Genomic DNA, 13,057 nt, shown 5'->3' on the forward strand with positions numbered 1-13,057 from the left:
CAGCCAAAGAGATAATGAAAAGGCCGCTTCTGACCCGATGTGGTCATTGCTCTGGTATGTTCGGAACGTCGTGATCGCGCGTCAGAAGCGGACTTCGAGGCTTGCGATCATTCCGCCAGGGTTTGATCGATCATAGGCGGTCCAGAAGAAGCTTGGCTTCCTGGAGGTCCGGGTTTGCGAATCCTTCTGTGAACCAATGATAGGACGGCGCAAGAAGGTCCCGGGCGCGCCGCCGCTCGCCGCGCTCGGCCCACAATCGCGCGAGGTCGCGCGCTGCCCGCAACTCCAATGAAGGCGACGCCTGGTTTCGGGCGATTGTGAGCGCTTGGTTGAGGTCGGCTTCAGCCGCATTGGTCGCGTCGGCTGAGGCGCGAAGCGCGATTGCGGCCCGCAACCTGTGCAGGTCGGGCAGGAAAGGCGTGTCCCGGCTCTTCGCCTGGGCTGCGAAGGCCGCAGCGATCATGGCTTGGGCCGCGTCATGCTGCCCAGCGCGCGAGCGCGCATCCGCCGCGAGGCCGAGGTGGAATGCCTCGAAGCGGCCCGCTTTGATCCGGCGCGCTTCGTCGAGCCCTGCTTCGATCTCTGCGAGCGCGTCCGGGTGCCCGCGCTCGGCCAGGGCCCAGCCGAAATGGATCCGGCCATAGGCCTTCCAAAGCGCGAGTGACTTGTCTTTCGCCAGCCGGAGCGATTCGGCCGTGCACGCCTCCACCCGGGCGACGTCCCGGGACCAGATGCTCGTCAGGGCGACGCCAAGGCAGAGCGCGATGCCGATCGTGTTCTGGTGGCCGACCTCACGAGCCCACGTCAGCGCCTGTTCCGCCGTCGCGCGAGCTTGATCCTGGAAGCCGAGATGCCAAAGGTTCCAGGCCTTGTAGTTCATGGCCCCGGTCCGCGGGTCATGTCCGTAGCGAAGGCCGAAGTCCCGGTGCGCGGCGGGGTCGTAGAGCGAAAGCGCCTCTTCGAGGAGCCGCAGCGACGGCACGTAGAGCCCCTCGTGGAAACGTTCCAGAGCCAGCATCCGAAGCGCCACGCAGCGCGCGCCGCTGTCTTCGCCCGACGCGGCCAGCTCGGCAAAACGCGCCGCAAGCTCGGGCGCCGGGGCTCCCGAGACATAGCGGTTTGCCCAAAGGCCGTACATCGATGGGACCAGCAGCGAAGGCTCGCCCACTTCCTCGGCAAGCGCTCGGGCGCGCTCGAATGCGGCCATCGTGGCCGGCGCCTGGTAGCCGAGGTGCTCCAACAACGCCTGGCCGAGCCGAACCTGCAGCTCGCACTCCCGCCGCAGCCACAACGGGTCTGTCGACAGCTGATGGGACAGGCGTATCGCTGCTTCGAGATGCGCGATTGCCTCCTTGTAGGCCGGGCGTGCGATGGCCTCTTCTCCGGCCTTGTCCCAGCAGTCGATGGCCATCTGTGCAAGGCCGGCAGCCTCGGCATGCTGTGCCAGGATCTCGGGCGGCGCATCGTCGCGCTGCTTCAGGATGTCAAACAGCTGTCCGTGAAGAGCCTGGCGTCGACTCTTCAAAAGGCTCTCATACGCTGCGTCGCGGACCAGCGCATGCTTGAACAGATAGGTGGCCTCCGACCCGGTGCCTCGGCGAAAGACCAACTCGGCCTCGACAAGTCGCTCGATCGCCGCGGCAAGTTCAGATTCCGGAACGGATGCCAGGGCAGCGATCGTGCGGTGGTCGAAGGCGCGGCCGATCACCGCCGCTGTCTGCGCAACCTCCTTCACCGATTTCAATCGGTCGAGGCGCGCCATCAGCGAATCGTGCAACGACGTCGGAATGGCAAGCCGCGTGCCAGGCGCCTCTCCTTGCGCGCCTGTTTCGAGTACCGCCTTGGTCATCTCCTCTACAAAAAGCGGCACTCCGTCGGTGCGGGTGGCGATCTCGTCGACGAGCCTCTCCGGCAGCGTTTTGCTCCCGGCGATCCGCTCAATGATAGCGGTGGTCTGGGTGCGGCCCAGCCTGTTGAGTGCAAGCCGCGTGACAATCGGGTGACCGCCGAAGCCATGGCTGAATGTCGGGCGGGCAGTGATCAACATCAGTACGCGCGCCGGCGCCACACCGTCGAGCGCGAGCTCCACCAGTTCCAGCGTCGTCGGATCGACCCAGTGCGCATCCTCCAGCACGAACAGCACCGGCTGCCGCGCCGCCAGCCCGATCAGCTGGTCAACCAGCGCCGCCAGCGTGCGATTGCGGCGCTGCTCGGGGCTTAGATCGACGTTGCCATAGCGTGCTGCGGCATCGATCCCCAGCAGGTTCGCGAGCAATGCCGCGGTCTGGTGCAGTCCGCCCGGGGTCGGAACGAGCATCGTCTCAAGTTTCTCGAGGCGCATGTCGGTCGGATCGTCGGCACTGATGCCAGCCGCGAACACTAGTTGCTGCCGCACCGGCCACAGCGCACTGTCGGTATGATAAGGCGAGCACTGATAGCGAAGGTTGATGTGCGGCCTGTCCTCCAGCACGGCGATCAGCGCCTCAGCGATCCGCGACTTGCCGATGCCGGCCTCTCCGGTCAGCAGGACCATCTGCCCTTCTCCGGTCTCGGCCTGGCGCCAGCGCTCCAAAAGCAGCGCCAGCTCCTGGTCGCGGCCGACGATCGGCTGCATCGTTGTGCCTGCATGTGCGGCGAACCGGCTCTCCAGCGCCCGCTCGCTGAGTACCGTGAAGGCCCGTACCGGCGCGTGGATTCCCTTCAGCTCCAGCGGCCCGAGGTCGTCGAGTTCGAAATAGTCGCCGACCAGGCGTCGGGTAAGGTCGGCGATCACGGCCTGGCCGGGTTGTGCGACTGCCTGGAGACGGGCCGCAAGGTTTGGCGTCTCGCCCACCACCGCCTCCTCCTGCGAGGCTCCGGCGCCGATGAGGTCGCCCACCACGACAAGGCCCGTCGCGATACCGATCCGGCTGGCGAGTGGCGCGCCGCCGCCCGACAACGCTGCCACGGCTTTGCCGATGGCCAGTCCGGCCCGCACGGACCGCTCTGCCTCGTCTTCGTGCGCCCGCGGCCAGCCGAAATAAGCGAGTACTCCGTCGCCCATGAATTTCGCGACGTGGCCTTCGAAGGACGCGATTTCGCGGGCTACGGCGTTCTGGTAGGCGCGAAGCAGCTCTCCCATCTCCTCCGGATCGAGGCGTCCGGAAAGTGCAGTCGATCCCACGAGATCGATGAACATTACCGTGAGCTGCCTGCGTTCCGGACCGGATGACGCTGCGGCTTCCGACGTGTTCGGTGCGGGGCCGGGCGGCGCTGCCTTCAGCTCGGCGATCGCGCGCAACAACCGCTTGCGATGCCCAAGCGAGATGCCGAGCCGCTCCAGGTCACCATCGTCGAGCTCGGGCAGAAGGTCGAAATCGACGTCGTTCGTGGCGAAGATCTCGGCGTATTTCCCGAGCCCCAACTCCTCCAGCCAGCTCCGAAGATCCAGCGCCATTGCCCCTCCCGGCACATTAGCTGTCAAGCATACTATCGGCGGATCGCACGGTCTATCGACGCCCGCGCGACGACAGCGTCAGATTGAGTCCGGCGCGACAAACAAGATGCTGCCGCCACTCTTCCCTGATGGCGGGGCTGTGATTCTCAGTATATCCGCATATCCGCCCAAAGCGACGATCGCCGAACGACCACTTTGCGCCACAAACCCGACATCCAGACGACTCATCCCGAACGGCAACTCGTGGCGCAACCGCGACCTTCAGCGTGATCGCGTGCAATGTCTGCTTTCAGGCGGCAGCAGGGCTGATCGCTACGGCCGACATGCGGCGCATTGCTGCCATCGCAACGCGGACAAGGTGGCCGCTGGGTAGAACAGACCTTCACAAGCGCCGTTGGCGCTCCCACTCAACGGGAAACCCGCGCACCAGCGGCTGCAATTGCACCGTCTGAGGCTGTCGCCCGTCGAGGATTGCCTCAACCAGGTCCGGCGCCAATAGCGTTAGTCGAAGCATGTGGGACACGAACGACCGGTCGAGTTTCTCAGCCGCAGCGAGTTCGCTGATCGTCGCGTGTTTCCCTGATTCCAGCTCATGCTGCCAGTGGAATGCTTGGACAAGGGCTCTCAGCAGCGTGTTGTCGATGCGCGGTCGCGACGGGGCCCAAGGCTCTGCTCCAGCCGGGGACACGACAACCTTGCGGCCACCGCGCTTGCGGATCGCCATCGGAATGGAGACGGTCAGCAAGGTGCCGTCGCGGCTGATCTCGCGGTTGTTCTTCATGCTGCCCTATCCAGGTTTGGTCGTTCTCTAAGCTCCGCGATGACACTGGCTATGCCCTCGGTGCGAAGGCGGATGGAGATGCCGTCTACATCGACGTCGATGCGCTCGACCAGCAACTGGATGATGCATGCCTGCTCGGCGGGAAAGAGTTCCTCCCAAAGAGCATCGAACTGAATCAGGGCGTCGCGCACCTCGGTCTCGCTGATCTCGTCGCCGTGCTCGCGCGCGGTCGCCCAGGTCTTCACAATCATCTCTGGCGAGCGCAGCAGGATGCGTACCTGGTCGATGACTGCGGCCTCGATTTCGCCGGCAGGCAGGCGCCGTACCGAGCAGGTTTCCGGCCCGAGTTTCTGGACACTGGTGGTGACGTAGTACCTGTACAGCCGCCCCTTCTTCCTGGTGTGGGCAGGCGTCATTGCGTAGCCGTTCGGCGCGAAAATCAGTCCTCGGAGCAATGCCGGCGTCTGCCTGCGGCAGTGCCCTGCCCGCTTACGCGCTGGCTCGGCGATGATCGAGCGGACATTGTCCCAGAGATCCTGCGAGATGAGCGGCTGGTGCTCGCCGGGATAGCTCGTGCCTTTGTGAACGGCTTCGCCGATATACACCCGGTTGCTGAGGAGCTTATAGAGCAGACCTTTGTCGAACGACTTCCCATTCTTGCGCCTGAGGCCCTCCGAATTCAGGGTTCGTGCCAAAATGGTCGCCGAACCAATCTGCAGGAACCGGCCGAAGATCATGCGCACAATTGCTGCCTCTTCATCCTGGATGAGCAGCTTCCGATTCTCGACCCGATAGCCGAGCGGGACGTTGCCGCCCATCCACATGCCTTTGCGCCGAGACGCGGCGAACTTGTCGCGGATGCGCTCGCCAATCACCTCACGCTCGAACTGCGCGAATGACAGCAGTATGTTGAGCGTCAAGCGCCCCATCGAGGTTGTGGTGTTGAATGATTGGGTGATCGACACGAAGGTGACGTCGTTGGATTCGAAGACCTCGACCAGCTTCGAGAAATCCGTCAGAGACCGCGAGAGCCGATCGATCTTGTAGACGACGACCACATCGATCAGCCCGGACTCGATACCTTTCAGCAGGCGCCTCAGCGCCGGCCGTTCCAGCGTTCCACCGGAGATGCCACCGTCATCATAGTGGTCGGGCACGAGAACCCATCCCTCGGCCCGCTGGCTGGCCACGTAGGCCTCACAGGCCTCCCTCTGCGCGTCGAGGGAGTTGAACTCCATGTCGAGCCCCTCCTCGCTGGACTTGCGCGTGTAGACCGCGCAGCTACAAGGGAAGGGCTGTCGACGTACGGCAAGTCGCCAAAGAACTTGGTGTGCACTATGTGCTGGAGGGCAGCGTTCGGAAAGCCGGCAACCGGCTTCGTATCACTGGGCAGCTTGTCGAAGGAGTTGGCGGAACGCACGTCTGGGCCGGCAAGTTCGAGGGCGCGGTGGAAGATATCTTCGACCTGCAGGATAGGATGACTGAGAGCATAGTCGGCGCGATTGAGCCATCGATACGGCTCGCCGAGATCGAGCGTGCCAGACGCAAGAGGCCCGACAAGCTTGATGCGTACGACCTCTTTCTTCGCGCTCTGCCGCACACGGTAGCGAATACACCCGCCGACGTCGACCAAGCGCTGCATCTCCTCAGTGAAGCTCTGCGGCTTGATCCCGACTATGCCGTGGCGCACGCCTATGTGGCTTGGTGCCATCAGCAGCGTTTCCGCGACGGACACGCTCCAGAGGACGGGGCGGCCGTGCTCAGACACGCCGAGGCCGCTATCAGAGCGGGGGCGGACGATCCGCAAGCACTTAGCATCGCCGCTTTTGCCCGGGCGCATATCATCCATGACTTTGCAAATAGTATTGCGCTGCTAAACCAGGCGCTGGCAATGAATGGAAATTCGGCGCTTACCCTGCGTTTAAGCTCGATAATGCACGCGTACGGCGAACAATATGACCGCGCAATCGAGATCGCCATGATGGCGCTCAGACTGAGCCCTCTCGATCCGATGAACTATCACCCGTATCTCGCTCTGACGGTCGCCTGCTACTCTACAGATCGGTTTGAGGAAGCGGTCGGCTATTCGACTTCGGCAATCCAGATTAATCCGGGGTTCGGCCTCCTGCACGCTTTTCTGGTGGCGAGTCACGTCAAACTCGGCCGCCTCGACATCGCACGTGCCGCTGCAGAGAATATGTTGCAGGTCGCGCCGACCTTTACAATCGGCAACTTTGAGCGGCTCCGCTACATCCGCCGGGTTGATGAGGTCGCCGATGCGCTGCGCGTTGCCGGGTTTCCTGCTTGAGACAAATGGCGCTACCACGACCTCCAACACGGTCCGCCGAGATGTCTGCTTCCGGACGGGGGCAAAGTTCGCTTCTACGGCCGACATGCGGCGCAAAGCTGCCCTTACCTGCGCGCGAGAAGATCAGAGGAGGCAGTCGACCGGCGGGTAATCCATGCTGACATTGTGGCTAATTAAACGGCGCGCGATGACAGCGACTCCGGGCCTGACCAGGGTAGAGGCCGGAAGGCCCGCGAAAGCATAGCGTGGATGGTGCCGTCCCGCTCGACGGGGCCGGGCAACTTCGCCGCTCAGGCAGATTTCAGCCGAATTTCATCCGGTTGTCACGACGGCCAACCTGGCCTCCGGCAATGTGGCCAAAAGGATGAAAGGATTGATCATGACCGACATGCGAGGGGCAAGGCATTGGGATGAGAACAATTCCCGAAGCTTTCTCGATTACGGGCGCTATTTCGTCCCCGAACGGGAACGCCAGATCGGCATCATCGCCGATCTAATTCCTCCCGTGCAGGGCGGCCTGCTGGTCGAGCTCTGTTCCGGCGAGGGCCTGCTCAGCCGCGCCTTGCTGCAACGATTTCCGGACTGCAGGGTATTGGCGCTCGACGGCTCGGCGCGGATGCGCGAGCAGACGCGCGAGACCTGTCGCGACCACGCTGACCGCCTGGCCACTGCCGCGTTCGAGCTGGAACATCGTGACTGGCGAAGCTTTCCCGAGCCGCCGCATGCGATTGTCTCGTCGCTCGCCATCCACCACCTCGACGGGCGACAGAAGCGGATGCTTTTTGCCGACCTTGGGACGGCGCTCAGCCCCGGCGGCGTCCTCGTGGTGGCCGACATCGTGCGCCCGCCGGGCGCGGCCGCTCTCGCCATCGCGGCGCGGCAGTGGGACGAGGCGGTGCGTTCGCGGGCGCTCGCGATCGACGGCGACCTGGCCGCCTTCGCCGAGTTCAACCGCCTCGGCTGGAACTACTTCCGCAACCCCGACGGCGAGCCGATCGACAAGCCGTCCTCGCTGGCCGAGCAACTTTCCTGGCTGTCCGAAGCCGGTTTCATCGCGGTCGATTGCGCCTGGCTGTTCGCCGGCCACGCCATTTTCAGCGGGCTGAAAGCTTGATGTAAGAAGACAGTCATGGTGTCTTCAAGCGTGCGAGGGTAATGATCGACAGCCAGCCCGTCGCGAGCCGAATTGGGCTTGACGTCTCCCTGAGGGCGACATGACGACGTTCGAATTCTCGGGTCACAGGCTCGACCTGCGCAAAGGCAGGTTGCAAAGGGGCGGGTACGACGTCGACCTGCGCGCCAAGTCGCTCTCGTTGCTCACCTATCTCCTGGAGAATGCCGGTCGCGTCGTCGGCAAGGACGAACTGGTCGACGCCGTCTGGCCCAACATCGCCGTCTCCGACGATTCACTGACCCAATGCATGAAGGATATCCGCAAGGCGCTCGGCCCGGATGCGGACGGCCTGATCCGTACCGTGATGCGGCGGGGCTATGTGATCGACGAGGAGCGCGTGCGCCGCCTCGATGATCACCCCGCGGCCGGGGCCGGCGAAGGGTCCGCCGACGACAAGCCTTCGATCGCGGTGCTGCCCTTCGAGAATCTGAGCGGCGACCCGGCGCAGGACTATTTCGCCGACGGCATGGTCGACGAGATCATCACCGCGCTGTCGCGCATGCGCTGGCTGTTCGTCATCGCCCGCAATTCGAGCTTCGCCTACAAGGGGCAGGCCGACGGCGTGAAACGGGCCGGAGCCGAGCTCGGCGTGCGCTACGTGCTGACCGGCAGCGTTCGCAAGGCCGGCGACCACATCCGCCTTACGGGACAACTCATTGATCAGTCGTCCGGCAAGACGATCTGGGCCGACCGCTACGACGGAACCATGGCCGACGTGTTCGACCTGCAAGACCGGTTCGCCGAGAGTGTCGTCGGCGCCATCCAGCCCTCCATCCTGTCGGCCGAGATCGAGCGGTCGCGGCGCAAGCGGCCGGAAAGCCTCGCCGCCTACGACTACGTGCTGCGCGCCTTTCCGCTCGCCTGGTCGCTCGAGCGGGCGCAGAACGAGGAGGCCGGGACACTGCTTGAACGGGCGATCGCGATCGAGGCTGATTATGCGCTGGCGCTTTCGCTGCTGGCCTGGTGCCATCTGCAGCGTGTCACCTACCACTGGACCGAAACGCCGGCCGCGTCCCGGGAAGAGGGCCTGCGCCTGGCGCAGAAGGGGGCGGCGCTGTCCGGCGACGACCCGATGGTGCTTGCGGTGCTCGGCGCCGCGCATTCCTTCGCCCGCGACTTTGATGTCGCCGACATGCATCTGACACGGGCGCGCACGCTCGATCCGAATTCCGCCTGGGCCTGGCTGCGCAGCGGCTGGCTTGACGTCTATCGCGAGCGGCCCGAGGCGGCGATCGAGAAGTTCGAGCATTTCGAACGGCTGAGCCCGCGCGACCCGATGGGCTACATGGCCGAACTCGGCATCGGCGCCGCCCTTTTCATTACCGGGCGCTACGAAGAAGCATTGGTCATGACGCGGCGCGGGGTCAGCCGGCACCCTGGCGCCACCTGGGCGCTACGCTGGTTGGTGATGACGCTGGTCCATGCCGGCCGCAAGGATGAAGCCCGGCGCGTGTGCGGCAGGCTGCTGGAAAGCCATCCGGGGCTGACGGTCGCCACGATCTGGGACCAGCTGCCTTTCGAAGCGGGCACGCGGGAGCGCGTTGCCGCCAGCCTGCGCGAGGCCGGCCTGCCGGACTGATATCGTGTCGACGACCGGGGGCCGGTGCCCGCCTGCCGATTTCGTCACAATTTCCCTCGAGTTTCACCTGGGCCTCACGATCTCCGGCCGGGCGCCGACTAATCTCATCCTTGCTGTCGCTCAAGGGCAGTTCGAGGATGGAGACAACACCATGACCACGCTGGTTCCTTTCATCGGTCTCGCAGCCGATTGCCGGTCGCATGCTTCTCCCTCGCGGCCTTTCCGGATGCTGGCCGCCGTGACTTCGGCGCTGCTGTGGCTGCCGCGCTTCTGGAGGGCACGCAGGGACCTCGCCGCTTTTGCCGCCATGAGCGAATGCGAGCGTCGCGATATCGGCGTTACCGCCTTTGACATCGAAAATATGCTGGTATTGCCAGTTGACCGCGACCCCACCGAAGTGCTCGCGCGGGTCGTGGACGATCGCCGCCGTCGCCGTGAATCCTGAGCTCCAGACCCGCCAAAGCCGAAGGGTGGGCGCCATGAGCATGCTCTTGGGCGCCAGCCCGACGAAATGATGGCCAAACACTATCATCGCTTCCTGCCCCGGCTCGTCATGCTCGTAAGGATAGTTGGGGAAGCAGGCTTTCCAATTTCGACGTGCATCTTCTTGTGAGCTATATCTCCGGGGGTTTCGCGGTGGCTGTCGGCGCAGTTCTACCGGCTCTCGCGGCGCAATTTGGTGAGCAGACTTCGGCATGGAAGCTTCCGCGCCGTGCTGATGTTGTGGCTAATTAAACGACGTGCAATGGTCGTGAGCCGGTAGGATCGCTATCCTAGCCAGGGGCGAAGGGGGGCGATCATTTCATCCAAGTTGAAACCAAGGATGGGCTGAAGATAGTCAGCGCTCGGGCAATCCCGCCAGCTTCAAGCCTTCGACCACTTGGTCTGCCCATTCCGGCGTGTTCCGCAAGATAGGCAGCGACCGGAATCGCTCGATCGTGAAACTCGGCTGGGCGGCCAGGAGCTTTTGCGCAGCCCAGCGGGCGGTCTCCAGGTCGCCGCCCATCGCCGACCAGGCGGCGAGATAGCGATAGGACGTGATGATGTCGGGGTGGGCGGCGATGACGTCACGGGCGATCGCGACGGCCTGGGAAAGGGAGCCCGTCTTGGCCAAGGCGTAACCCATTCCCAGTCTCACGGCGAACGCGAACGGATCCATTGGGCTCAGCGCCATCGCTCGCTGGAACCGGTCCGGGGCCAGGGCGGCTTCGCCTCTGTAGATTGCGATCCAGCCAAGGCGTGCCCATGCCCAAGCATTGTTCGGATCGAGCATGAGCGCCTTTTCGATGAAGGTGGCGGCGCGCTCCTGGTCACCGCCCATGCTCAATGCCGCGCCGGCGGCGGTCAACGCGGTTGGATCGTCGCCGATCGAGCCGGCTGCTTCGACCGCCGCGACCGCCTTTTCCAGCTCGCTTTCCGGCTGCTCGGCCCACAGAAACACGGCGTTCGAGGCGTGGCACCAGGCCAGAAGCGCATGCGCGCGGCCATAGGCCGGATCGACCGTGATCGCTTTCTTGAGCAGCTCTATTGCCAGGTCGTTGGTGTCCTTGCGGCGGCCCCAAATGTTTGGATAGGCGCGCATGACGAAATCATAGGCCCTGAGGCTGGTCGGCGGCTTGCGCCTGGCCAGCTCGATCTCGGCGCCGCGGATGGCCGGATGGATGGCGCCGGCCACCTGCGCCGCGATCCTGTCCTGGAACTCGAAAACGTCCTCGGTCGCACCCTCGTAGCGCTCGGACCATAATTGTGTCCGCGTCTCGGCATCGACCAGCTGCACGGAAATGCGCAGCCGATTGCCGCCCCGCCGAACGGTGCCTTCGACCACGTAGGCGACGCTGAGTTCCCGGCCGACCTCGCGCACGTCGGCGAAGCGGCCCTTGTAGGTGAAGGCGGACTGGCGGGCGATGACGAAGAAGTCCCGGATGCGGGAAAGCGCGGCGGTGATCTCCTCGACAACGCCGTCGGCAAAATACTCGTCCTCCGCCCCGCCGAGATTGTCGAAAGGCATCACTGCCACCGACGGCTGGTCATGCGGTCTCGCCGGCGTGGCGATAGGCTGAGGCGGCTGCGCGGTGTCGTGTGCCGACGCGGTCTGGCGATTTCCGCCCCGCGTCTGCAGCGACGCCGCCAGTGACAGCGTCTGTGCCTCGGGTTCCACGCCCAGATGCTTCTTCAGCAGCGCGCGGCAGGTCTCGAACTGACGCAAGCCCGCATTTTCGTGGCCCCTCGCAGCGTGGATGCGCATCAAGGCCCGATGCGCCGGCTCGGCGGCCGGATCCGAGGCAAGCAGCCTTTCGGCGAGCCGTTCGCAAGCCGCTTCGTCCACGGATCCGGCTTCGGGCGGCGCGAGGCTCAGGCGCTCCACCAGCTGCTGCGCCTTCTGCCGGTATCTGACCTGGTATGGGCTGAACCATTCATCCAGTCCGTCCGGAATGGCCTCCCCCGCGAGCACATCACCGCGATAGAGGTCGGCGGCAAAGGCGAGGTCCGTCGTCCCGCTTTCGGCGAGCTTCCGCTCGAAGAGCCAGATGTCGGCTTCGTCCGGGCCGGCCGTCAGCGCAACCGTTTCCTGATCCCCGTCAATGGAAATGGCTGCATTGCCGGCGGCGGGAAACCACCGCCGGATGTCGGCCAGCGCCTGGCGCAGGCTGTTGCGCGACTGCGCATCGCCTCGTCCCGGCCAAAACCCTTCGCAAAGCCGTTCGCGAGTGGCGCCGCGGCGACCCGCCAGGACCAGGGCGGCAAAAAGCAGCGCCGACTTGCGCGTTGCGAAGCGGACGGGCTGGCCCTCTCCGGACATCACTTCGAGACCGCCAAGCAACCGGATACGCACGACCGCTCTCCAGATTTCGAACGCGCCAGCAGAATAGCATCTTCGCCGGTCGATTTAACGCAGATTTAACGGCGGTCCATCGGACTTCCCGCGATTGTTCACGCCCGGCTGAACAACCGCAAATCGCCCCCGTGACAAGCTGCGCCCGTAATCTGGAACAGGAGAGCAGAATGGCTCACACCGAAGCTCACGCAGAGACCCGCACATCGAAACACCGGCTGTTTGAGAGAGCGTCGAACAGCATGGCAGCAGCAGTCGCAGCCTTCACGGCCTGGCGGCGGACCGTTGCAGGGCGCAGGGCGTTAGCAGACCTGACGTCCGATCAGTTGAAGGACATCGGCTGTCAGGAGGTCCCCAGACCTACGTTCTTCGTCAGGGTCGGGGTCGGCCTCATGACGGACCTGATGTCGATGAGGTGAGGCAGAACCAGATGGCAAAGGCGCTGCGAGCGCCGCCGGTAGGCAGGCAGAGTTCAGCAAAAAATCAGCAGCCGTTCAGGACGAGAGGCAGCTCTTGGCGGCCATGCTTGCGGACCGCCAACGATATCTCGAAGGAGTTGGCGTGAGGGGCGCCTCCGAGCAATTGTGACCCGATTGATACGCGATTTGGCACGGCAGAACCAAATCGCCTCGCTGCTCGATGAGGTACGAGCCGGGCCTAGGTTTTGGGCGGACCGCAGCGTCCCTTGAGAATTGCAATCTCGGTTTCGTGGTCACCGCCTGACATTGAGGAGACGGGAACACCAATGAGAAACACGCCCAAGGCATCGCCAGTCGCGGCCTTATTTTGCTGATTGGACAAGAGGGCTAGTCGCTCTTTGTCCGCTTGCGTGCAGGCGCCGGCGTTTGGAACGCCTGCAATCTTGTCTGGCGGTGTCGCGAAGCCCACGAGTCCAGCCAACACGGAAATCGTCAAAGCAAATCGCGTCACAGTCCCCACCCCTTTT

Annotated in this window: 8 protein-coding genes and 1 pseudogene; 4 read left to right on the forward strand and 5 right to left on the reverse strand. The window is 64.2% G+C overall.

The annotated features are described in order from the left end of the window. Nucleotides 1–130: 130 nt before the first annotated feature. The 4 genes and pseudogenes from AC1D08_RS21905 to AC1D08_RS21920 all read right to left on the reverse strand — a co-directional run. Nucleotides 131–3,436: an ATP-binding protein gene (locus AC1D08_RS21905; RefSeq protein WP_477423956.1), complete on the reverse strand. Its 3,306-nt coding sequence runs from the start codon at nt 3,434–3,436 to the stop codon at nt 131–133. A 382-nt stretch (nt 3,437–3,818) separates the two neighbouring features. After that, nucleotides 3,819–4,217 (reverse strand): hypothetical protein, encoded by a 399-nt coding sequence (locus tag AC1D08_RS21910; RefSeq protein WP_477423958.1) that lies wholly within the window; start codon nt 4,215–4,217, stop codon nt 3,819–3,821. Continuing rightward, nucleotides 4,214–5,041 carry a recombinase family protein gene (locus AC1D08_RS21915; protein WP_477424031.1) on the reverse strand — a complete coding sequence of 276 codons (828 nt, stop codon included), beginning with the start codon at nt 5,039–5,041 and terminating at the stop codon, nt 4,214–4,216. Before AC1D08_RS21915 ends, AC1D08_RS21910 begins: the two co-directional genes overlap by 4 nt. A 6-nt stretch (nt 5,042–5,047) precedes the next feature. Further along, a pseudogene (locus tag AC1D08_RS21920) lies at nt 5,048–5,482 on the reverse strand (recombinase family protein); the annotation flags it as partial. 65 nt (nt 5,483–5,547) lie between these two features. On the opposite strand from AC1D08_RS21920, the gene AC1D08_RS21925 reads away from it, so the two are divergent. The 4 genes from AC1D08_RS21925 to AC1D08_RS21940 all read left to right on the forward strand — a co-directional run bounded on the left by AC1D08_RS21925 (nt 5,548) and on the right by AC1D08_RS21940 (nt 9,723). Then, entirely contained in the window at nt 5,548–6,525 is a 978-nt protein-coding gene (locus tag AC1D08_RS21925) for a hypothetical protein (RefSeq protein WP_457152804.1), read from the forward strand. Between the two features lie 379 nt (nt 6,526–6,904). Then, the gene (locus AC1D08_RS21930) at nt 6,905–7,639 is read left to right on the forward strand and encodes a class I SAM-dependent methyltransferase (protein ID WP_457152809.1); all 735 of its coding nucleotides are present in this window, start codon (nt 6,905–6,907) and stop codon (nt 7,637–7,639) included. Between the two features lie 100 nt (nt 7,640–7,739). Continuing rightward, the gene (locus tag AC1D08_RS21935) at nt 7,740–9,278 is read left to right on the forward strand and encodes a winged helix-turn-helix domain-containing tetratricopeptide repeat protein (protein WP_457152805.1); all 1,539 of its coding nucleotides are present in this window, start codon (nt 7,740–7,742) and stop codon (nt 9,276–9,278) included. A gap of 151 nt (nt 9,279–9,429) precedes the next feature. Further along, nucleotides 9,430–9,723, forward strand: coding sequence for a hypothetical protein (locus AC1D08_RS21940; protein WP_096454710.1), 294 nt, complete (start codon nt 9,430–9,432; stop codon nt 9,721–9,723). A gap of 393 nt (nt 9,724–10,116) precedes the next feature. On the opposite strand, the gene AC1D08_RS21945 is transcribed toward AC1D08_RS21940, so the two are convergent. Then, the gene (locus AC1D08_RS21945) at nt 10,117–12,111 is read right to left on the reverse strand and encodes a BTAD domain-containing putative transcriptional regulator (RefSeq protein ID WP_477423960.1); all 1,995 of its coding nucleotides are present in this window, start codon (nt 12,109–12,111) and stop codon (nt 10,117–10,119) included. Nucleotides 12,112–13,057 lie beyond the last annotated feature (946 nt).

Source organism: Mesorhizobium sp. P2_E6 (genome assembly GCF_056403835.1).

Bases quoted from the DNA above. Each gene is read 5' to 3' on its own strand.
- AC1D08_RS21905 (WP_477423956.1), bottom strand. From the start codon at position 3,436: ATGGCGCTGGATCTTCGGAGCTGGCTGGAGGAGTTGGGGCTCGGGAAA.
- AC1D08_RS21910 (WP_477423958.1), bottom strand. From the start codon at position 4,217: ATGAAGAACAACCGCGAGATCAGCCGCGACGGCACCTTGCTGACCGTC.
- AC1D08_RS21915 (WP_477424031.1), bottom strand. From the start codon at position 5,041: ATGTGGATGGGCGGCAACGTCCCGCTCGGCTATCGGGTCGAGAATCGG.
- AC1D08_RS21930 (WP_457152809.1), top strand. From the start codon at position 6,905: ATGACCGACATGCGAGGGGCAAGGCATTGGGATGAGAACAATTCCCGA.
- AC1D08_RS21935 (WP_457152805.1), top strand. From the start codon at position 7,740: ATGACGACGTTCGAATTCTCGGGTCACAGGCTCGACCTGCGCAAAGGC.
- AC1D08_RS21940 (WP_096454710.1), top strand. From the start codon at position 9,430: ATGACCACGCTGGTTCCTTTCATCGGTCTCGCAGCCGATTGCCGGTCG.